We start from the raw sequence: 21367 nt of genomic DNA on the forward strand, positions 1-21367 counted from the left end.
CCACCGTTCAGGCCGCACGCACGCGCGTGGTCGGGGGAAGATGCGACCGGGTCCGTCCCGTGTTGTCGGTTCAGGTGCACGGGGATGGTCGGTGCAGACCGACGCAGCACAGGAAGGACAACGTGGAGAACATGGAGAACGCGCAGGCGATCACCACGGATGCAGCATTGCTGCGCCCTGGTGGGGTGTCCGCGGTCAGCGTGGGGTCATTGGCCTCGGCGATTGGCGGGCAACTGCTTCAGCTGGCGGACTCCACGGATCCCGGTGGTGTTGAGGTCACGGGCGTGAGCCTCGATTCCCGGGCCATCCGTCCGGATGATCTCTACGCCGCACTGCCTGGTGCCCGCTTCCACGGCGCTTCCTTTGCCGCTGCCGCCTTGGATGCCGGTGCAGCCGCCGTGCTGACCGATTCGACAGGTGCCGACCTGCTCCGGGCATCGGAAACACCCGTGACGGTGCCCGTTGTGGTGGCAGCAGATGCCCGCGCTGCGGTGGGCTCCGTGGCCGCCCGCGTGTACGCCTCCCAGCCGGCCGATGGCAGCGGCTTGTCCCTGTTCGCCGTGACCGGGACCAACGGGAAGACCACCACCACCTACTTTGTGAACTCGATCCTACGGGCCCTGGGGGAGACCACGGGCCTGATCGGCACCATCGAGATCCTGGCCGGTGACCAGCGCATCCCCTCCAAACTGACCACCCCTGAGGCCCCCACGGTGCACTCGTTGCTCTCCGTGATGCGCGAGTCGGGGATGACTGCGGCTTCCATGGAGGTCTCCTCCCACGCCATTGAGTTCCACCGCGTGGACGGCATCCGCTACGGGGTGGCGGGATTCACCAACCTCACCCAGGACCACCTGGACCTGCACGGGACCATGCAGGCCTACTTTGACGTCAAGGCGCAGCTGTTCACCCCTGAGCGCACGGAACGCGCTGTTGTGGTGGTGGCCGACGACGACGACGCCTGGGGCATCGCCATGGCCCGCCACGCACGCGCGCAACTGGGTGCTGACAACGTGGATGTTTTCGCCATGCGCGGTGGTGTGGTGGGTGACCGTGAGTCCGGGCCGGAGCGCCGCGGAGCGGATTGGACGCTGCATTCCTTGACCCGGCGCGGCATCGGCCACGCTTTTGAGCTCGTCCACCGCGACGGCCGCAGCCTGCGGGTGAGCACCGGTTTGCCCGGTGTCTTCAACGTGGCCAACGCCGCCTTGGCAACACTGATGGTGCTCAGTTCCGGCGTGGCGTTGGAGGACCTGCAGCGGGCTCTGGATCAGCACGATCCCCTGACCACGGATGTGCCTGGACGCATGCAGTTGATCGGTACGCAACCCACGGCCGTCGTCGATTTTGCACACAACCCCGATGCTCTGGCCCGGGCACTGGCTGCTGTGGATCCGCCGGAAGGCGATGGACGAGTGATCCTGGTCTTCGGCGCAACCGGTGAGCGGGACAAGACCAAGCGTCCCCTAATGGGGGAAATCGCCGCACGGGAGGCGGATGTGGTGATCGTCAGCGACGACGACCCCCACGGGGAAGATCCCTCCACCATCCGTGAGGAAGTGATGGCCGGTGCTCAGGCGCTGATCGAGGCCGGCGGCGCCCGTGCCACGGAGATCCACCAGATCGCCCCTCGGTCAGTGGCCATTCACTCTGCGGTGCGCATGGCCGGACGCAATGATTCAGTGATCGTGGCTGGACGCGGTCACGAAACAGTTCAGGAGATTGCGGGGGTGGACCACCCGCTGGATGACCGTGCGGAGCTCCGCGCGGCTTTGGATGAGATGCGCCACAGCACTCAGGAAGGCTGGGGTGAAACCAAGTGATCGCACTGGATGCACACCAGATCGCTCAGATCACGGGCGGCACCGTGTTGGGTCTGCAGGACTCGGCACCAGCCCTTGTGATCCAGCACGTGACCACGGACTCCCGGGAGGCAACCGCCGGTACGCTGTTCGTGGCCAAACCCGGTGAGGTCACGGACGGTCACAAGTTCGTGGGCACCGCCTTTGCGGCCGGGGCCGACCTGGCACTGGTGCAACGCCCGGTCCCGGATGAAACCGGGGCGGTCTACCCGTCCGTGCAGGTGGATGACGTGGTGGAGGCCATGGGCGCGCTGGCTGCCTGGGTGGTGGCCCACCTGCGTGAACTGCACGGCACCGGAGCTGACGGCGTGAAGGTGGTGGGGATCACCGGTTCCGTGGGCAAAACCACCACCAAGGACCTGTTGCGCGCCATCTTCGAGTCGGTGGGACCCACCGTGGCGCCCCAAGGCTCCTACAACGGGGAGGTAGGCGTACCACTGACGGTGTTCACAGCCACCCCGCAGACCCGCTACCTGGTGGTGGAGATGGGCGCCACCCACATCGGCAACATCGAGTACCTGTGCAACATGGTCCACCCGGACGTCGGGGTGGTGCTGTGCGTGGGCACCGCCCATGCCGGGGAATTCGGCGGAGTGGAAAACATTGCGATCGCCAAGGGCGAGCTGGTGGAGGCACTGGGAACTGACGGCGTTGCCGTGATCAACCAGGATGATCCCCGGGTTCGCACCATGCACTCGCGGACTCAGGCGCCCGTGGTGTTCTTCAGCTCAGACACGGACACCAGCACCCTGCCTCCCCAGGCACAGCGGGTCTGGGCCACGGAGGTCACCACTGACGACGACGGCCACCCCACCTTGACATTGCACTTCCCTGACGGGTCGGAACATCGTGTGGTCTCCGGGCTGATCGGTGCCCACCACGTCAGCAACATCCTGGCCGCAGCCACTGCAGCGTACGTCTCCGGGGTGCCTGCAGCCCAGATCGCATCCGTGCTGCAGAACCAGGCGGCCGGAAGCCGGTGGCGCATGGAGCGAACCGAACGTGCCGACGGCGTGACCGTGATCAACGATGCCTACAACGCCAACCCGCAGTCCATGCGAGCTGCTCTGCAGACCCTGGCTGCCCTGGGACGTCCCAGCGGGCAGCGCCCTGCGCGGCGCACCTGGGCCGTGTTGGGCGGCATGCTGGAACTCGGTGATCTCTCCGTCCAGGAGCACGATTCCATCGGCCGCCAGGTGGTGCGGATGAACATCTCCAAACTGGTGGTAGTGGGGGAGACCGCACGCCCCATGTACAACGCAGCGCATCTGGAAGGCTCCTGGGGCAACGAGGCCACATGGGTCGAGGATGCAGACACCGCAGAAGAGCTGTTGGCCCGTGAGCTGGCACCGGGGGACATCGTGTTGTTCAAGTCCTCCAACGCTGCGGGCATGAAGGTCCTGGGGGACAAAGTCGCTGCGGCAACGGTTGACGGGCAACGTGCCCCTGCAGCTGCCAACGATGCCCCGGCAGCAGGTGACCACTGGTTGTCTGCCGGTGACTGTGTGAATGCCGAGACCACGGAGCCGAGCGGGATCCAAGGGGAGCGCGCGTGATTCAGATTGTTGTTGCAGGCTTCCTGGGCCTGGTTCTCTCCATCTTCGGCACCCCTGCCTTCATCAAGTTCCTGGCCCGGCAGGGCTACGGTCAGTTCATCCGCGAGGACGGGCCATCCAGCCACCAGACCAAGCGTGGTACGCCCACCATGGGTGGTGTGGCCATCCTGGGTGCTGCCACCGTTGCCTACCTGATCTCCCACCTGGGCGTTGGACTGATCACGGGTCAGTGGACCGGGCCCACCATTTCCGGAGCCCTGGCACTGTTCCTGATGCTGGGCATGGGCTTTGTGGGGGCCATCGATGACTTCACCAAGATCACCAAGAAGCAGAACCTGGGCCTGACCCCCAAGGGCAAGATCCTCCTGCAGGGCCTGATCGGCTCACTGTTCGGTGTTCTGGCCTTGCTGTTCCCGGACCGCAACGGCCAAACGCCTGGTTCCACCATGGTTTCTTTCACCCGGGACATCCCGGCACTGGACATGGGCTTCGGACAGTTCCACGGGGGACTGATTGAGGCACTGACCTCTGAGCGCACCGTCATCCTGGTGCTGCTGGGGCTGGTCCTCTTCGTGGTCTGGGTCAACCTGATCGCCACGGCCACCACCAATGCCGTGAACCTCACGGACGGACTGGACGGGTTGGCCACGGGTGCTGCCATCCTGGTGTTCTCCGGCTACATGCTCATCAGCATGTGGCAGACAGATCACCTGTGCTGGGACACCAGCCCCACCGCAGGCACGGGCCTGTGCTACACCGTGCGCGACCCATCCGACCTTGCCGTTCTGGCCGCCGCCCTGATCGGTGCCCTGATCGGATTCCTGTGGTGGAACACCTCCCCGGCCAAGATCTTCATGGGGGACACCGGTTCCTTGGGCCTGGGTGGTGCCCTGGCGGCCTTTGCCGTGATGAGCCGCACCGAGCTGCTGTTGGTGCTGATCGCCGGACTGTTCGTGCTCATCACCATCTCAGTGATCCTGCAGGTCGGGTGGTTCAAGATCTCCGGCGGCAAGCGAATCTTCAAGATGGCCCCGTTGCAACACCACTTTGAACTCAAGGGCTGGCAGGAAGTGACCGTGGTGGTTCGCTTCTGGATCATCGCCGGCCTGTTCGTGGCCGTGGCACTGGCCGTCTTCTACGGCGAATGGCTGATCTCCAACGGAGGAACTTTCCGGTGATTGAATCCACCAACGCAAACCCCGTGCTCGGCAACGCCAGGCTTGAAGAGCTGACCAGTTGGGATGCCAACTGGGCAGGTCTGCGCGTGCTGGTGGTGGGGATCGGTGTCTCGGGTTTCGCCGCCGCGGACACGCTGATCGAACTCGGCGCGAACGTCGTCGTCGTGGACGGCAAGGACACCCAGGAAACGCAGGCCAAGGCCGAAACCCTGAAGATCGTGGGGGCAACGGAGGTGCTTCTGGGGCCTGCAGCCATGACCCAGGTGCCGAAAGTCAACGGCGATCCCGCTGAGCTGGTGGTGACATCTCCTGGACTGCGTCCGGACCAGGCTCTGTTGGCGGATGCCCGTCAGCGCGGGGTGCAGATCTGGGGCGAGGTGGAACTGGCGTGGCGGATTCGTCAACGGGCCGGGCGCAAGCCCGCCGACTGGGTGTGCATCACCGGAACCAACGGCAAGACCACCACGGTGCAGATGACCGAAACCATGCTCCAGGCAGGCGGACTCAAGGCCATTGCCGTGGGCAACGTGGGCACCCCCATCCTGGATGCACTGCGGGATCCCGTGGAGTACGACGTCCTGGCCGTGGAACTCTCCAGCTTCCAACTGCACTGGCAGTATTCGCTCTCCCCGTTGGCGGCCGTGTGTCTGAACGTGGCGGAGGATCACGTGGACTGGCACGGCGGCTTCCACGAATACATGGCGGACAAGGCGCGGGTCTACCAGAATTGCCAGGTGGCAGCCGTCTACAACGTGGCGGATCAGCGCACCCTGCACATGGTGGAGGAAGCCGATGTGGTGGAAGGCTGCCGTGCCATCGGCTTCACCGCAGGCCACCCGGAGCCCTCCATGTTGGGTGTGGTGGACGACCTCCTGGTGGATCGTGCGTTCCTGGACGACCGCCGCAACCATGCTTTCGAACTGGCATCGGTCACTGATCTGAAGCCTGTGCCAACGGTCCACGGTGTGGCCAATGCCCTGGCGGCAGCCGCCCTGGCGCGTGCGGCAGGGGTCAGTGCCGAGGACGTTGGGCACGGTCTGCGGTCCTTTGAGCCCGGGGCGCATCGCATTCAGCCGGTGGCCAAGACCCACGGCGTGGTGTGGATCAATGATTCCAAGGCCACCAACCCGCACGCGGCCAACGCTTCACTGTCTGCCTTTGACCCGGTGGTGTGGATTGCCGGTGGTCTGGCCAAGGGCACGGACAGTCACGATCTTGTGGCACAACACTCTCACCGCCTCCGGGCCGTGGTGCTGATCGGTACGGACAACGCCAATCTGGTGGATGCGCTGACTCGCCACGCTCCCGATGTCCCGGTGATCGGGGCCCTGCAGACGGACTCCGCAGGGTCTGCGGCACCTGAGGACGGTGACGCCGTGATGCGCCTGGCCGTGAACGCCGCACTGGCTGTGGCTCAGGACGGAGACACTGTCCTGCTGGCCCCGGCTGCTGCTTCCATGGACCAGTTCAAGGACTACGCCCACCGAGGAGATGCCTTCACCCAGTCCGTGGCCGATGTGGTGGAGCGCTTGTCATGAGCCCCAGGGGACGCACCGGTGCCAGCACGGTCAGCGCCATGCGCCGTGCCGATTCTGGTGCTCCGGCACCTGTGGGTTCTGATCTGCAGAGTGCGGGCAAGGGTTTTCTGCGCAAGGTCTGGACCTGGGTGCATGACGGCCCCCTGGTTCATTCCTACTGGGCACTGGCGGCCAGCGCGATTCTGCTCTCCGCCGTGGGCATCATGATGGTGCTCTCCTCATCAGCGGTGGAGTCGATCTCCGCCAACGTGTCCGCCTTCTTCTATTTCTCCCGTCAGGCGATCTTTGGCGGCGTGGGTGTTGTGGCCATGGTGATCCTCTCCCTGGTGCCCTCCCACGTGTACCGCCAGCTGGCCGTTCCGGCCTTTGTGGTCACCGCCATCGGATTGGCCTCCGTGTTGATCTGGGGAACCGAGATCAACGGCAACCAGAACTGGATCCAGATCGGTGGTTTCACCGCTCAGCCTTCTGAGGCCGCCAAGCTGGGTACCGCCCTGATGCTGGGGTGGTACTTCGGCAAACACGCAGGTGCCTTGCACGGTGCCAAGGCCTATGTCTGGCCGTCGGTTGGCATCCTCCTGATCCCGTTGATCGGCGTGGGCCTGGGCGGGGACGCCGGAACCGCCATCATCTTCGCCTTCATCTACGCGGCCGCGCTGTTCTTGGCGGGAGCCCCTCTGAAGATCTTCACCGCCGGGGCAATCCTGGTGGTGGTGGTCAGTGCCCTGACCGTGATCACAGCACCGCACCGTTTGGATCGCGTGACCGGGTGGATCACGGGGAATTGCGACGCCGCCGGGTCCTGTTGGCAGGCACAGCAAGGCCTGGGCGCTCTGGCCACCGGTGGATGGTGGGGGGTTGGCCTGGGTCAGTCGCGGTCCAAGTACAGCTACGTCCCGGAAGCCCACAACGACTACATCTTCTCCATCATCGGGGAAGAGCTGGGCCTGATCGGAACCGTGTTCATCCTGGCGTTGTTCGCCGTGATGGCTGTGGCCATGGCCCGGGTGCTGCTGCGTAGCACCTCCACGTTCGAGCGTGTCACCACCGGGGCCGTCCTGGCGTGGTTGATCGGGCAGGCCTTCGTGAACATCGGAATGGTGACCGGTGCCCTGCCTGTGATCGGCGTTCCCCTGCCGTTCATCAGCTACGGTGGATCCTCCCTGTTCATGTGTCTGGCCGCAGTGGGAGTGGTCATGTCCTTCACCCGCATGCCGGGCCAGCCTGGCTTGTTCTCCTCGTTCAGCCGTCAAGGCCGCCAGCAGAATGCACAGGCGCTGCCACACAACGTGCACCCCATCGGCCACCGTTCTGAGAGGACGTCATGAACGCCCAGGATCCCGCTGACACGGAGACCGCAGCCCAGCGGCCGATCTCTGTGGTGATCGCCGGTGGTGGAACCGCCGGTCACATCTCCCCCCTGTTGGCCATCGCACGGGCCATCACAGAGGTTCAGCCCCAGGCACAGGTGACCGCCGTGGGTACCGCCTCAGGTATGGAAACCCGATTGGTCCCGGAGGCCGGCCTTCCGCTGGAGACCATTGACCGGGTGCCGCTGCCGCGCAAACCGTCAGTGGATCTGCTCAAACTGCCGCTGAAGTTGCGCAATGCCATCAAGCAGGCCGGAGAGATCATCGACCGCCACAAGGCTGACGTGGTGGTGGGGGTCGGTGGCTATGTGTGCACCCCCATGTATCTGGCAGCCAAGCGCCGAGGTGTCCCCGTGGTAATCCACGAGGCCAACGCTCGGCCCGGCATTGCCAATCGAGTGGGTGCCCGCTCGGCTGCGGTGGTGGCCACCGCCTTCCCGGACACCCCGTTGGCCGGAGCGCGCACCGTGGGCATGCCCATGCGGCCTGAAATCGCCGGTCTTGACCGAGCGGCTCAGCAGCGTTCGGCGCGGGAGAACCTGGGCCTGGACCCGCAGAAACCCACGCTGATCGTGACCGGTGGGTCCTCCGGTGCCCTGTCCATGAACAAGACCATTGAGCAGGTTGCCGGTGATGTTGGCGTCCTTGGGGTGCAACTGCTGCACATCACCGGCCGGGGCAAGCAGGTCAAGACCTCAACCGGTGAACTCCTCCAAGCTGATGGCTACCGCCAGGTGGAGTACGTCAACGGCATGGAGGACGTCTATGCCGCAGCGGATCTGTTGGTGGCTCGCTCCGGTGCCGCCACGGTCTCGGAAGTGGCCGCGGTGGGTCTGCCCGCCATTTTTGTGCCCCTGCCCATCGGCAACGGTGAACAGGCCTTGAATGCCCGTGCGCTGGTGGCATCCGGTGCGGCACACTTGGTGGAGGACGCCCAGTTCACACCGGATTACGTCCGAACCACCATTCTTCCCCTCATCACCAACAGTCAGCAGCTGAGCGTGATGTCCCAAGCCGCCCAGGGTGCGGGCGTGCGTGACGCCGCGCAAACCATGGCCGGGCTGATCTTGCAGGAGGCACGGGCGTGAGCGCTCAGACACCATCCAATGATGCCGTGGCGGCACATGACAACGGTGAGGTTTGTGCCCGCACCGTGGTGGGTGTGAACACCAATCCACAGGATTTGGGCAGAACACATCTGATCGGCATCGGCGGGGCGGGCATGTCCGCCGTCGCTCGTCTGCTGCTGGCCCACGGTGTGCCCGTGTACGGATCCGATGCTCAAGACTCCACGGCCGTCACCCAACTGCGGGAACAAGGTGCCACGGTGACGGTGGGGCAGAAGGCGGAAAACGTTCAGGACGTGGACACCGTGGTGATCTCCACGGCCATTCGTGAGTCCAACCCTGAACTGGCGGCGGCACGTGAGCGTGGACTGCAGGTGGTGCATCGTTCGGACGCCCTGGCAGTCTCCATGCACGGTTCCCACGTGGTGGCCGTGGCCGGCACGCACGGCAAGACCACCACCAGCTCCATGACTGCGGTCATGCTGGAGGCCGCAGGGCGCCAACCGTCGTGGGCCATTGGTGCACATGTGGCGGACCTGGGAGCCAATGCCGCCTTGGGTCACGGTGAGTGGTTCGTGGCCGAGGCCGATGAATCGGACGGGTCCTTTCTCAAATACGCCCCCAGCGTGGCGGTGGTGACCAACATTGAACCGGACCACCTGGACCATTACCCCACGGTGGAAGCTTTCTTCCAGGCCTTTGACGACTTCGCCGCAACGCTGCGCGACGGCGGCACGCTGGTTGCCTGCCAGGACGACCCCGGTTCCAGGGACCTCGCGCGCAAGGTCCGTGACCGTGGTGGCCGGGTCCTGACCTACGGCACCGATTCCACGGCGGACATTGAGATTCACGACGTCGAACCCCACGGTCTGGGCTCCAGCGCCGCACTCGTCGTGGGTGAAGGCGCAGATGCACGCCGCCACCGTTTGACGCTGTCAGTGCCGGGGATGCACAACGTGCAGAACGCCACAGCTGCTTTTGCGGTGGCCTTGGCCACCGGAGTTCCGGCTGAGGACGCCCTGCGCGGGCTGACGGGCTTCCATGGATCTGCTCGCCGGTTCGACCTGAAGGGCGAGGGCGGGGGAGTGCGCGTGTTCGATGACTACGCCCACCACCCCACGGAAGTGGCAGCGGCCCTGACCGCAGCGCGCAACGTGGCCGGTGAAGGCCACCGTGTGTTGGCCATGTTCCAACCGCACCTGTTCTCCCGGACCAAGGCCTTTGCCACCGAGTTCGCCGCGGCACTGGAACTGGCAGACCACGCTTGGGTCCTGCCGATCTTTGCCGCACGCGAGGACCCCATGCCAGGTGTCACCTCAGAACTCATCACGGATGCTGCGGGGGAGAACGTCACGGCTGCGGAGGATGCCCAGCAGGCCATGGATCAGATGGTGGCTCAAGCACAGCCCGGCGATCTGATGTTGACCATTGGCGCCGGCGACGTCACCGTCCACGGACCGCGCCTTGTGGAAGCCCTGGCCACTGCGGCGGACCAGGCGTCTGCCGGGGAGGCCACTCGCTGATGGCCCCCGGCCAGCGGCCCCACCAGCCAAACTTCCACCGCACCGGGCAGAGCCCCACCGATCCTTCCGTCAGCGACCCCTCACCGGATGATGCAGCGGAGGTTCAGGTCAATGACGGCTCCAAGGTCTCTGATCTTGACCCTGAGCGGTTCGAGGAGGTCCCGGCAGGTGGTGGACGGTTCAGCGCCTGGCGGCGCCATGTCCAGGTGGAGAATCCCACCACTGATGCTGCTGATGGAGCGCAACGCACGCCCCCGTTGACTCCCGCTCAGAGGCGTTCACGACGCCGTCGTCGGGCATTGTGGGCTGCGATCACTGCTGTGGTGGCCGCCTTGGTGCTGGTGTGGGTGATCTTCTTCTCCCCGCTTTTGGCCGTGCGTGCTATTGAGGTCAACGGTGCGCAGCTCACGGACGAACAAGACGTCCAACAGCATCTGGAGCATTTTCAGGGCACACCCATGGCGCAGATTTCCGAGTCCGATGTGATGGACAGCCTGGGGGACCTGCCGCAGGTTCGATCCGTGCATGTCATGACCATGCCCGACCGCCGGTTGATCGTGGACCTCACGGAACGGGTTGCTGTTGCAGCGGTCCAGGACGGTCAGAGTTGGAGCCTGGTGGACCATGAGGGCACGGTGTTGGGTACCACCGAGGATCTGGCCGAGCTCCATGTCCCGGTGATTGAGGGCGGTACGGAGGTGTTGGGCACAGAGGATTTCACCTCCGTGGCAGATGTGCTCTCCACCTTGCCGTCCTCGCTCCTGGAACAAGTCAGTTCCGCCAAGGCCCAGTCCGATTCGACCGTGGAGCTGGAGTTGAACGGTGGCATCACGGTCAAGTGGGGGGATGCCACCCAGAGTGCGTTGAAAGCTGAAGTTCTGGCTCAACTGGTACAAGCTCCCGAACAGACCGGGGCGGTGAACGTCTATGACGTCTCCACGCCGGAACACCCGGTCCTGAGCTGACATCAACTGCCTTCGCCGGGTGTCTCGGTACGGTGAATGCCCTGGTGGTGGGGTCACAGACTTCAAGGTTTGCCTGAAGCTTGAAGTAGTGATGTCAAATTCCAGGCAATGCACTGCTCAACACACCCACTTACGTGCAGTGAGCCGTGAACCCGTTGCTAGTCTTTGCGTGGAAGAAATAGGTGCGCCGTATCTGCTGGTCACTCATCATTCAATCCCAACTTGAGGGTTAAGGAATGATGGGGTCGGCGGAGGGCTCACCATCAACAGCCCGTTCGTCCCAGGCGGGCGGACCCCCGAAGTGAAACAGGTGATCATGGACACCACGACTCCCCAGAACTACCTGGCCGTCATCAAGGTCGTCGGCATCGGCGGCGGCGGCGTCAACGCCGTCAACCGCATGATCGAAGAAGGCTTGCGCGGCGTTGAATTCATCGCCATCAACACTGACGCCCAGGCGCTGTTGATGTCCGATGCCGACGTCAAGCTGGACGTCGGACGCGAGCTGACCCGCGGACTCGGTGCAGGCGCCAACCCTGATGTGGGGCGCCAGGCTGCTGAAGATCACCAGGAGGAGATCGAAGAGGTCCTCAAGGGCGCGGACATGGTCTTCGTGACCGCCGGTGAGGGTGGTGGCACCGGTACCGGTGGCGCGCCCGTGATCGCCCGCATCGCCCGTTCCTTGGGAGCCCTGACCATCGGTGTGGTCACCCGTCCGTTCACCTTCGAGGGGCGTCGTCGTTCCAACCAGGCCGAGAACGGCATCGAGACCCTGCGGGACGAGGTCGACACCCTGATCGTCATCCCCAATGACCGTCTGCTCTCCATCTCGGATCGCAACGTGTCCATGCTGGATGCCTTCAAGTCCGCTGACCAGGTGCTGCTCTCCGGTGTGCAGGGCATCACCGACCTCATCACCACCCCGGGTCTGATCAACCTGGACTTCGCGGACGTCAAGTCCGTGATGCAGGGTGCCGGTTCGGCCCTGATGGGCATCGGATCCGCCCAGGGTGAGGACCGTGCCGTCAAGGCTGCGGAGCTGGCCATTGCCTCCCCGCTGCTGGAAGCCTCGATCGACGGTGCCCACGGCGTGCTGCTCTCCATCCAGGGTGGCTCGGATCTCGGCCTGTTCGAGATCAACGAGGCCGCTCGCCTGGTCCAGGAAGTCGCTCACCCGGAGGCCAACATCATCTTTGGTGCCGTGATCGACGACGCCCTGGGTGACCAGGCTCGCGTGACGGTGATTGCTGCAGGCTTTGACTCCGTCTCCCCGGAGACCAACGCCAACAACACCTCGGCTGCCGCTCAGCAGGCCGCCTCCACCCGTGCAGCCTTCGGCTCCGGCGCCGGCCAGCCCGCCAACATCGGACGCTCCCCGCAGCGCGGCGGTCAGTCCACTCAGGGCCGTGGCACCTCCACCTCCGGATGGTCGCAGCAGTCCAACGACGACGTCCCGGACGACGCCGGATTCGATGTTGATCTGCCGGCCGAGCAGGACTCCGTGAAGGGTTCCTCCAATCGCAAGGACTCTTTGGACTTCCCGGATTTCCTGAAGTGATGTGACGCCGCAGCTCATGGAGCGGCACCCCCTGAGAATGAGCCGGAAGCGTGCTGTCAGGCATCCGGCTCATTCTCATGTGATGTTTGAGCACTGGTGGACAATGGTGGCGGGCCGGGACACAAGGAGTTCTGGCCGCGCAGGACGATGACCACAACACGGCAACCGCTGCGGGAGGCAGGAATGTACTGGTACCAGACCACGGTGGGCCCGGCTCACGTAGGGTTCACCAACCGTGGCGCCGGCAATCTTGCACTGCACGTGGGTGATGATCATGAGGCGGTGCGTCGTCGTCGTGCAGCCCTGGAGTCTCAGCTGGGAGTGCAGCCGGGCAGCATGCTGTATCTCAACCAGGTCCACGGCAACACGGTTGCAGATGCGGAGCAACTGGCCGCTGGTGTGGTGCCCACGGCTGATGCCGCCGTGTCCACCACCGGCCGGCCGCTGGCTGTGATGGTGGCCGACTGCGTACCCGTTGTTCTGGTGGGCCAGGATCCGGGTGATCCCCGCGTGTGTGTCACAGCCGTCGCCCACGCCGGCCGCAACGGGTTTCTGGATGGGGTGCTGGAAGCGACGGTGGATGCCATGCGCACCCGCGCAGCTGTCAGAATCTATGCGGTGGTGGGCCCCAGTGTGTGCGGTGACTGCTACGAGGTTCCGGAGCAGATGGCTGCGGACTCGGAGTTGCGCAGCCCCGGCGTCCGTGCTGAAACGAGCTGGGGGACGCCGTCCCTGGACCTGCCCGGCGCGGCAGTGCGGCGTCTGCAGGAGATGGGCGTGGACGTGGACCGTCCCCAGGACCAGCCCACCGTGGCCTGCACCCTGGAGAACACCACTTTGTTCTCCCACAGGCGGGATGCAGGCAGCGGTCGAATCGTGGGTGTGGTCACCGTGCCCGAGCATCCAGGTGCCAACCTCGGCAGCGATCAGCAGGACGGGGCGGTGGAGCTGTGAGTGCAGATCAGCGTCAGACCGAGCTGGCAGAGAATCTGGCCCAGGTGCGTGAGCGTTTGGCTGCTGCCGAACAACAGCGGCAGGTGGGCACGGGGCCAGCCGAACTGATTGCCGTGACCAAGTTCTTCCCGGCAGCGGATGTTCGCCGATTGGCCCAACTCGGGATTGTTCAGGTGGGGGAGAACCGGGACCAGGAAGCATCAGCCAAAGCCGCAGAGGCTCCCGAGGTGACCTGGCACTTCATTGGCCAACTGCAGTCCAAGAAGACCAACTCCGTGGTCCGTTACGCCTCCTGCGTGCACTCCATGGACCGTCTGTCCTTGGTCACGGGCCTGGGTAAATCAGTGCGCCGGCATAGGGAGAGCGTTCTTGCCGGTGAGGTTGCCCGCGGGCCCAATGCCGAGCGCGATCTCCAGTGCTTGATCCAGGTGTCACTGGATGGCACCGCGGGGCGCGGAGGGGTTGCTCCAGCGGAGTTGGAACGCCTGGCTGAGGCAGTGGAAGCGGAGGACGGACTACGTCTGCAAGGTGTCATGGCCGTGGCTCCGTTGGGTCAAGACCCTGATCCTGCCTTCCAGGAATTGTTCGAGTTGTCACAGGTGGTGCGCAGGACCGCACCGGCAGCGCAGTGGATCTCCGCCGGTATGAGCGCGGATTTGGAGGCAGCCGTACGGTGGGGCTCCACCCACGTTCGAGTTGGTTCCGGTATTCTCGGTGCGCGTCCGGTGGGTTGATCCAACCCCGGTACACCACCCCGCACCAGATGAACTTCCCGCACCAGATCAAGGAGAGCCGTCCATGGGCCAGTCGATGCGCCGAGCCATGATTGCGCTGGGTCTGGCCGAGCCCGATGCGCCATCCCAGGCCGAACAGCGCGAATCGCGCGCCGAGTCCCCCCGGGTGACAGAGTCCAGCCGTGATCAACGGGTGGAACGTGAGGAACGCAGTCAGGTGCCGGCACCCCGGAACGCGGCCCCCCAGCCCGGCCGGTCCAGTGCAGAGACTCGGCCCTCCGGGTCCTCAGCCGTTCGCGGCAGCACTGAGGGCAGCCGTGAGAGCTCCACGCCGCACAGTGCTCGATCCAGATCGGCACAACCGCGCCGAGAGGCCGAGTACCGTGCCCCGGTGACTCCCATCAAGCGTGCCCCCTCCACTTCACGAGAGAATGCTGACGACATGCGCACCATCACCACCGTGCACCCGCGCTCCTACAACGACGCCAAGTCCGTGGGTGAGTCCTTCCGGGACGGCACCCCTGTGATCATGGATTTGACGGACCTCGGTGAGGCTGAGGCCAAGCGACTCGTCGATTTCGCGGCCGGCCTGGTGTACGCACTGCACGGCTCCATTGAGCGCGTGACCACCACCGTGTTCCTGCTGACCCCCTCCTATGTGGAGGTGGTGGACAACACCACCCCGCAGGAGACCGCTTCCGCTGACGAACAGGCTTGAGTGAATCAGTGAACATCGTTCTGGGCATCCTGTACCTGGCCTCCCACCTGTTGGTCCTGGTGGTCCTGGCACGCTTTGTGCTGGAAATGGTGAGTTCTTGGTCACGCAACTGGCGTCCGCAGGGTGTGATGCTGATTTTCGCCTCGGTGGTCTACGGCATCACAGACCCGGTGTTCAAGCCGTTGCGTCGGCTGATTCCCCCGTTGCGCATGGGCGGTATTGCCTTGGATCTTTCCGCAATCATCCTGATCCTGGGCCTGACCTTCCTCAGAGGCATCCTGGCCGCCATGTTTTTCGGCTGACCCGACCCCCGGACCGCTCAAGGACGAGGCAGCGGCGGACGGTCACCAACGCAGCCACCAGGGGCCGTGCAACAGCGGCGTCGTCGGTGAATCGATGATCCGGGAACGCGCCGGGACAATGTACTGTGTTGAGAGAACATGACCATTGCGTCGCGGTCGTCCCTTGAGTTGATGGGCGTCTGGACCACCGGGAGCCGGGCTGGCAAACGGGAACATCAGACGCCAATGCTCACAGGGCCTGCTGCTCGGGGGCCAAGACCCACGCAATGACCTGCACGAGGAGAGAAAACACCCCATGGCTCTGACTCCTGAAGACGTCATCAACAAGCGGTTTCAGCCGACCAAATTCCGTGAAGGCTATGACCAGGATGAAGTTGATGACTTCCTGGATGAGATTGTGCTGGAGCTGCGCACGCTCAACCAGGAGATCGCCGATCTGACTCAGCAGCTGGAAGCTGCAGGCAGTGCTCCTGACAACGCGCGCGCAGCGGCCCCTGCCGAGACCCCCGCAGAAGAAACTGCGGAGCCGGTTGTGGAGCCCGCTCCGGCGGCCGCAACCGAGCCGGAGCCCGCCGCTGCACAGGCGCAGCCCACCACGGACTCCGCTCAGAGCGCTGCCGGCGTGCTGGCCCTGGCCCAGAAGCTGCACGACGAATACGTGGCCAACGGCCGTGCCGAACATGATCGTTTGGTGGCCGAGGGCCAGAGCCAGGCGGACCAGATGGTCTCCGACGCCCAGCGGTCCAAGGAGGAAGTCCTGGCCGGACTGGAGCAGGAGCGCGGCGTCCTGGAGCAGAAGGTCAGTCAGCTCAAGGGCTTCGAGTCCAGCTACCGCGAACGCCTTAAGTCGTTCATCTCCGGGCAGCTGCATGAGATCGACAACGCTCCCTCCGTCATGCCTGAGGCAGATCAGTCCTGAGTTCTGCACACACCGAGTCACATCCGGTGAACGGATCCAAGCGCCGCCCCGCAGTTTTCGTTCTGGGGGCGGCGCTGACCGCGTTGGTGGTCTACGTCCTGGACCAGGCCACCAAGGCGTTCGTGGAACGCACCATGCAGTTGGGCGAATCCATCTCCGTGGTGGGGGACTGGGTGCGGTGGCACTACATCCTCAACCCCGGTGCGGCCTTTTCCCTGGGTGAAGACCACACCTGGGTGTTCACCGGCATCATGGCCGTGGTCTCGGTCGGGATCATGCTGTATCTGCCGCGCGTTCGCAGCTGGCCGTGGGCCCTTGGACTGGGGATGGTCCTGGGCGGTGCGCTGGGCAATCTGACCGACCGGCTCTTCCGCTGGCCCGGGTTCCCCAGTGGTCACGTTGTGGATTTCATCCACGTCAAGCACTTTGCCGTGTTCAACACTGCAGACTGCGGTGTGGTGATCGGCATCGCCCTGATCGCCCTGTTGCTGCTGATGGGGCGTGAGCCGGACGGCACCCGCTACAGCAAGACGCGCGACACCGGATCCAGGACCCATGACTGAACGGGTCACGGAACACTTCACGGTGCCGCCTGAGCTCGACGGCCAACGGGCAGATGCCGCCGTGGCGCGGTTGAGCGGCCAATCACGAACTGTGGTGGGAAAGTTGCTGAGGGCCGGAGAGGTCCAAGCGGATGGCACCACCCTGAACAAGTCAGCGAAGCTGACGGCCGGGACCAGCGTCACCGTGCTCATGCCGGAACAGGTCGATCTGGCCGACGTGACCCCTGAGGTCGTGGCCGGATTCGACGTCGTGTACTGCGATGACGACATCGTGGTGGTGGACAAACCCGCCGGTGTTGCCGCCCACCCTTCCCCCGGGTGGAAAGGCCCAACGGTGGTCAGCGCGTTGGCTGGTGCAGGGGTGTCCGTGAGCACTTCCGGGGCTGCTGAACGGCAAGGCATCGTGCATCGCTTGGACGTGGGCACCTCCGGGCTGATGGTGGTGGCCCGAACGGAACGCGCCTACACCGCCTTGAAGCGTGCCTTCAAGCAGCGGACGGTGGAGAAGGTTTACCACACGGTGGTGCAGGGTCTTCCTGACCCGTTGGAGGGCACCATTGATGCACCCATCGGCCGCCACCCGGGCCACGAGTGGCGCTTCGCCGTCGTGGACGACGGCCGGGACTCGGTGACCCACTACCAAACTCTGGAGGCCTTCGGGCGGGCCACCTTGGTGGAGGTGCACCTGGAGACCGGGCGCACGCACCAGATCCGCGTGCATTTCTCGGCGCTGCACCATCCCTGCTGTGGGGATCTGACCTACGGTGCGGACCCGGCGCTGTCGGCGGGACTGGGCTTGACCCGGCAGTGGCTGCACGCTCGTCGTCTGGGGTTCGAGCATCCCGCCACCGGGCAGAACGTCACCTTTGAGAGCCCGTACCCCCAGGATCTGGACTACGCCTTGGAGACTCTGCGCGACAGCGGCCCCTGATCACCTGGGGAGGGCATCGTCACCTGTGGCACACGCGATGGTGTCTGAGCCTGCCGCTAGACTCTTGGGGTGACGAAGGGCAAAGGTTTTACGCATCTGCACGTGCACACCGAGTATTCGATGCTCGACGGTGCAGCCCGACTCGACGATCTCTTTGAGGCCTGCCATGCCAACGGGATGGACTCCCTGGCCACCACGGACCACGGATTCGTCTTTGGTGCCTACGACTTCTGGGCCAAGGCCAACAAAGCGGGCATCAAGCCGATCATCGGTGTTGAGGCGTATCTGACGCCCGGTACCCACCGCACGGACCGTTCGCGTGTGAAATTCCATGAAGGCGGCCGCGAGGACGTCTCCGGTGGTGGTGCGTACACGCACATGACCTTGCTGGCTGAAACCACTCAGGGCATGCAGAACCTTTTCCGGGCCTCCTCCTACGCCTCCCTGGAAGGTCAGCTCTACAAGCCGCGCATGGACCGTGAGCTGCTCAATCAGTACGGCAAGGGCCTGATTGCCACCACCGGCTGCCCGTCCGGTGAGATCCAGACCCGGTTGCGCCTGGGACAGTACAAGGAAGCGATCGATGCCGCTGCGGAGTTCCGGGACATCTTTGGCCCGGAGAACTTCTACTGCGAGATCATGGACCACGGTCTGGGGATTGAGAAGAACATCCACCAGGACCTGATGAAGCTGGCCAAGGACCTCAGCCTGCCGCTGGTGGCCACCAATGACCTCCACTACACCCACGCGGAGGACGCCAAGGCGCATGCAGCTCTGCTGTGCGTCCAGTCCGGCTCCACCTTGGCTGATCCCAAACGCTTCAAATTCGATGCCGATGAGTTCTACCTGAAGTCCCCGGCGGAGATGCGTGACCTGTTCCGGGACTATCCGGAGGCCTGTGACAACACCCTGGAGATCGCCGAACGCTGCCACGTGGAGTTCGATGAATCCATCGGCAAGTTCATGCCCGTGTTTCCCGTCCCGGAAGGGGAGAACGAGGCCTCATGGTTCGCCAAGGAGGTGGACGCGGGCCTGGAATACCGCTTCCCCAACGGTGTTCCGCAGGAGGCCAGGGACCAGGCGGAGTACGAAAAAGGCATCATCCAGCAGATGGGCTTCCCCGGGTACTTCCTGGTGGTGGCCGATTTCATCAACTGGGCCAAGGACAACGGCATTCGGGTGGGTCCCGGACGTGGCTCGGGTGCAGGTTCCATGGTGGCCTACGCCATGCGCATCACCGAGCTCAACCCCCTGGAGCACGGACTGATCTTTGAACGTTTCCTCAACCCGGAACGTGTCTCCATGCCGGACTTTGACGTCGACTTCGATGATCGTCGTCGTTCGGAGGTGATTCGCTACGTCACGGAGAAGTATGGGGACGAGCGCGTTGCCATGATCGTCACCTACGGCACCATCAAAGCCAAGCAGGCCCTGAAGGACTCCTCCCGAGTGTTGGGCTACCCGTTCTCCATGGGAGAGAAGCTCACCAAGGCCATGCCCCCGGACATCATGGGCAAGGGCATCTCCCTGGCCGATGTCTACAACAAGGACGCCAAGCGCTACGACGAGGCCGGTGAGCTGCGCGACGTCCTGGAGGAGGACCCGGAAGCCGCCAAGGTGTTTGAAACCGCAACCGGCCTGGAGGGACTCAAACGCCAGTGGGGTGTGCACGCGGCAGGCGTGATCATGTCCTCGGATCCGCTGATCGACATCATCCCGTTGATGCGCCGCGAGGCCGACGGCCAGGTGATCACCCAGTTCGACTACCCCACGTGCGAGGGCCTGGGGCTGATCAAGATGGACTTCCTGGGGCTGCGCAACCTCACCATCATCTCCGATGCCATGGAGAACATCACCCTGAACCGGGACGGGTTCGTACTCGACCTGGAAACCCTGGAGCTGGATGACAAGGCCTCCTATGAGCTGCTGGCCCGCGGCGACACCCTCGGCGTGTTCCAGCTGGACGGTGGCCCCATGCGCTCGCTGCTGCGCCTGATGCAGCCTGACGAGTTCGAGGACATCTCCGCCGTGCTGGCCCTCTACCGGCCCGGCCCCATGGGTGTGAACTCCCACACCAACTACGCCCTGCGCAAGACCGGTCAGCAGGAAGTCACCCCCATCCACCCGGAGCTGGAAGAGCCCCTGGCGGAGATTCTGGACACCACTTACGGCCTGATCGTCTACCAGGAACAGGTCATGGCCGTGGCCCAGAAGGTGGCCAATTACACGCTGGGCCAGGCAGACCTTTTGCGCCGCGCCATGGGCAAGAAGAAGAAGTCCGAGCTGGACAAACAGCAAGATGCCTTCTTTGGCGGCATGAAGGACAACGGGTATTCGGAGGATGCCTCCAAGACCCTGTGGCACGTGCTGGAGTCCTTCTCCGACTACGCCTTCAACAAGGCCCACACCGCCGCCTACGGGCTGGTGTCCTACTGGACGGCCTACCTCAAGGCCCATTATCCAGCCGAATACATGGCGGCCCTGCTGACCTCAGTGGGGGACGACAAGGACAAACTGGCGCTCTACCTCAACGAATGCCGCCACATGGGCATCACGGTCCTGCCGCCGGATGTCAACGAATCGGTCATCACCTTCACCCCGGTCGGCAACGATATCCGCTTTGGCATGGCGGCGGTGCGCAACGTGGGTGCCAACGTGGTACAGGGCATTGTGGATGCCCGCGAGGAAAAGGGTGCTTTCACTTCCTTCAACGACTTCCTCTCCAAGGTCCCGGTGGTGGTGTGCAACAAACGCACCATCGAGTCCCTGATCAAATCCGGTGCTTTCGACCAGTTGGGGCACACCCGCCGCTCTTTGGTGATGTGCCACGAGCAGGCGATCGACGACGTCGTCGCCCAGAAGAAGAACGAGGCCAACGGCGAGTTCACCTTTGACCTGTTCGCCATGGGTGGCGACGACGACGCCGCAGACTCCCAAGGCACACAGGTGGATGTCCCGGACGTACCGGAGTGGGAGCGCAAGGACATGCTCTCCTTTGAACGAGAGATGTTGGGGCTTTACGTCTCCGACCACCCCCTGCGTGGTTTGGACGACGCCTTGGGACAGTACTCGGACACCACCGTCCAAGCGCTGTTGGCCGAGGACGGTGGCAAGCCGGACGGGGCGATCGTGACCGTGGCCGGGATGATCACCTCCGTGCAGCGGCGGATCGCCAAGTCCTCCGGCAACGCCTACGCGCGGATCGAGCTGGAGGACCGGACCGGTTCCGTGGAGATCATGTTCTTCGGCAAGACCTACGCACCCATTGCAGGGGTGCTGGCCGAGGACCTGATCTGTTCGGTCAAGGCCCGCCTGCAGAAGCGCGACGACGGTTCCACGTCCCTGTCCGCCATGGAGTTGACCGTTCCTGAGATCAACCCGGACGGACATTCCGGTCCGGTCAAGATCGCCCTGGCGGAACACAAGGCCACGGAGCAGACGGTCAACGCCTTGGCCGAGGTGCTGCGCAATCACCGGGGGGACTCGGAGGTGCGGGTGCATCTGGAGACCCAACGCTCCCTGCAGATCTGGTCACTGCCACCTCAGTACCGGGTTTCGGCCTCACCGGCCTTGTTCGGGGATCTGAAAGTGCTGTTGGGTCCGGCATGCCTGGAAGTAGCCAACTGAGA

Annotated in this window: 17 protein-coding genes; all 17 read left to right on the forward strand. The window is 64.3% G+C overall.

Going from position 1 to position 21367, the window contains the following annotated elements; all coding sequences use genetic code 11:
• Nucleotides 1-131 precede the first annotated feature (131 nt).
• The 17 genes from GTW58_RS02720 to dnaE all read left to right on the forward strand — a co-directional run bounded on the left by GTW58_RS02720 (nt 132) and on the right by dnaE (nt 21365).
• Nucleotides 132-1823 (forward strand): UDP-N-acetylmuramoyl-L-alanyl-D-glutamate--2,6-diaminopimelate ligase, encoded by a 1692-nt coding sequence (locus GTW58_RS02720; RefSeq protein WP_119932303.1) that lies wholly within the window; start codon nt 132-134, stop codon nt 1821-1823.
• Nucleotides 1820-3418, forward strand: a complete 1599-nt coding sequence (locus tag GTW58_RS02725; RefSeq protein ID WP_119932269.1) for a UDP-N-acetylmuramoyl-tripeptide--D-alanyl-D-alanine ligase — start codon at nt 1820-1822, stop codon at nt 3416-3418. The genes GTW58_RS02720 and GTW58_RS02725 overlap by 4 nt, the downstream gene beginning before the upstream one ends.
• Nucleotides 3415-4596, forward strand: coding sequence for a phospho-N-acetylmuramoyl-pentapeptide-transferase (mraY, locus tag GTW58_RS02730; protein ID WP_119932268.1), 1182 nt, complete (start codon nt 3415-3417; stop codon nt 4594-4596). The genes GTW58_RS02725 and mraY overlap by 4 nt, the downstream gene beginning before the upstream one ends.
• Nucleotides 4563-6134: a UDP-N-acetylmuramoyl-L-alanine--D-glutamate ligase gene (gene murD, locus GTW58_RS02735; protein ID WP_119932267.1), complete on the forward strand. Its 1572-nt coding sequence runs from the start codon at nt 4563-4565 to the stop codon at nt 6132-6134. The genes mraY and murD overlap by 34 nt, the downstream gene beginning before the upstream one ends.
• Nucleotides 6131-7462, forward strand: a complete 1332-nt coding sequence (locus tag GTW58_RS02740) for an FtsW/RodA/SpoVE family cell cycle protein (protein ID WP_052209569.1) — start codon at nt 6131-6133, stop codon at nt 7460-7462. Before murD ends, GTW58_RS02740 begins: the two co-directional genes overlap by 4 nt.
• Entirely contained in the window at nt 7459-8592 is a 1134-nt protein-coding gene (gene murG, locus GTW58_RS02745) for an undecaprenyldiphospho-muramoylpentapeptide beta-N-acetylglucosaminyltransferase (protein WP_119932266.1), read from the forward strand. Before GTW58_RS02740 ends, murG begins: the two co-directional genes overlap by 4 nt.
• Nucleotides 8593-8726: 134 nt before the next feature.
• A complete protein-coding gene (gene murC, locus GTW58_RS02750; RefSeq protein WP_232817946.1) occupies nt 8727-10094 on the forward strand; it encodes a UDP-N-acetylmuramate--L-alanine ligase in 1368 nt (455 codons plus the stop codon).
• Nucleotides 10094-11059 (forward strand): cell division protein FtsQ/DivIB, encoded by a 966-nt coding sequence (locus tag GTW58_RS02755; protein ID WP_119932265.1) that lies wholly within the window; start codon nt 10094-10096, stop codon nt 11057-11059. The genes murC and GTW58_RS02755 overlap by 1 nt, the downstream gene beginning before the upstream one ends.
• Nucleotides 11060-11375: 316 nt before the next feature.
• The gene (ftsZ, locus tag GTW58_RS02760) at nt 11376-12617 is read left to right on the forward strand and encodes a cell division protein FtsZ (RefSeq protein ID WP_047690426.1); all 1242 of its coding nucleotides are present in this window, start codon (nt 11376-11378) and stop codon (nt 12615-12617) included.
• A gap of 147 nt (nt 12618-12764) precedes the next feature.
• Nucleotides 12765-13571 (forward strand): purine nucleoside phosphorylase YfiH/LACC1 family protein, encoded by an 807-nt coding sequence (locus GTW58_RS02765; RefSeq protein ID WP_232817939.1) that lies wholly within the window; start codon nt 12765-12767, stop codon nt 13569-13571.
• Nucleotides 13568-14305, forward strand: a complete 738-nt coding sequence (locus GTW58_RS02770; protein WP_119932264.1) for a YggS family pyridoxal phosphate-dependent enzyme — start codon at nt 13568-13570, stop codon at nt 14303-14305. Before GTW58_RS02765 ends, GTW58_RS02770 begins: the two co-directional genes overlap by 4 nt.
• A 64-nt stretch (nt 14306-14369) precedes the next feature.
• Nucleotides 14370-15023, forward strand: a complete 654-nt coding sequence (locus GTW58_RS02775) for a cell division protein SepF (protein WP_047690376.1) — start codon at nt 14370-14372, stop codon at nt 15021-15023.
• A gap of 8 nt (nt 15024-15031) precedes the next feature.
• Nucleotides 15032-15325: a YggT family protein gene (locus GTW58_RS02780; RefSeq protein WP_047690378.1), complete on the forward strand. Its 294-nt coding sequence runs from the start codon at nt 15032-15034 to the stop codon at nt 15323-15325.
• 295 nt (nt 15326-15620) lie between these two features.
• Nucleotides 15621-16244, forward strand: coding sequence for a DivIVA domain-containing protein (locus GTW58_RS02785; protein ID WP_047690381.1), 624 nt, complete (start codon nt 15621-15623; stop codon nt 16242-16244).
• A 26-nt stretch (nt 16245-16270) separates the two neighbouring features.
• Entirely contained in the window at nt 16271-16807 is a 537-nt protein-coding gene (lspA, locus tag GTW58_RS02790) for a signal peptidase II (protein WP_119932263.1), read from the forward strand.
• Nucleotides 16800-17738 carry an RluA family pseudouridine synthase gene (locus tag GTW58_RS02795; RefSeq protein WP_119932262.1) on the forward strand — a complete coding sequence of 313 codons (939 nt, stop codon included), beginning with the start codon at nt 16800-16802 and terminating at the stop codon, nt 17736-17738. The genes lspA and GTW58_RS02795 overlap by 8 nt, the downstream gene beginning before the upstream one ends.
• 120 nt (nt 17739-17858) lie before the next feature.
• Complete coding sequence (gene dnaE, locus GTW58_RS02800) at nt 17859-21365, forward strand: DNA polymerase III subunit alpha (RefSeq protein WP_209436304.1); 3507 nt, start codon at nt 17859-17861, stop codon at nt 21363-21365.
• Nucleotides 21366-21367: the final 2 nt, after the last annotated feature.

Origin of the sequence: Kocuria subflava (genome assembly GCF_012163155.1) — a bacterium.
GTDB classification, from domain to species: Bacteria; Actinomycetota; Actinomycetes; order Actinomycetales; family Micrococcaceae; genus Kocuria; species Kocuria subflava.

Bases quoted from the DNA above. Each gene is read 5' to 3' on its own strand.
- GTW58_RS02720 (WP_119932303.1), top strand. From the start codon at position 132: ATGGAGAACGCGCAGGCGATCACCACGGATGCAGCATTGCTGCGCCCT.
- murD (WP_119932267.1), top strand. From the start codon at position 4,563: ATGGCTGATCTCCAACGGAGGAACTTTCCGGTGATTGAATCCACCAAC.
- GTW58_RS02740 (WP_052209569.1), top strand. From the start codon at position 6,131: ATGAGCCCCAGGGGACGCACCGGTGCCAGCACGGTCAGCGCCATGCGC.
- murG (WP_119932266.1), top strand. From the start codon at position 7,459: ATGAACGCCCAGGATCCCGCTGACACGGAGACCGCAGCCCAGCGGCCG.
- murC (WP_232817946.1), top strand. From the start codon at position 8,727: ATGTCCGCCGTCGCTCGTCTGCTGCTGGCCCACGGTGTGCCCGTGTAC.
- GTW58_RS02755 (WP_119932265.1), top strand. From the start codon at position 10,094: ATGGCCCCCGGCCAGCGGCCCCACCAGCCAAACTTCCACCGCACCGGG.
- ftsZ (WP_047690426.1), top strand. From the start codon at position 11,376: ATGGACACCACGACTCCCCAGAACTACCTGGCCGTCATCAAGGTCGTC.
- GTW58_RS02765 (WP_232817939.1), top strand. From the start codon at position 12,765: ATGACCACAACACGGCAACCGCTGCGGGAGGCAGGAATGTACTGGTAC.
- GTW58_RS02775 (WP_047690376.1), top strand. From the start codon at position 14,370: ATGGGCCAGTCGATGCGCCGAGCCATGATTGCGCTGGGTCTGGCCGAG.
- GTW58_RS02785 (WP_047690381.1), top strand. From the start codon at position 15,621: ATGGCTCTGACTCCTGAAGACGTCATCAACAAGCGGTTTCAGCCGACC.
- GTW58_RS02795 (WP_119932262.1), top strand. From the start codon at position 16,800: ATGACTGAACGGGTCACGGAACACTTCACGGTGCCGCCTGAGCTCGAC.
- dnaE (WP_209436304.1), top strand. From the start codon at position 17,859: ATGCTCGACGGTGCAGCCCGACTCGACGATCTCTTTGAGGCCTGCCAT.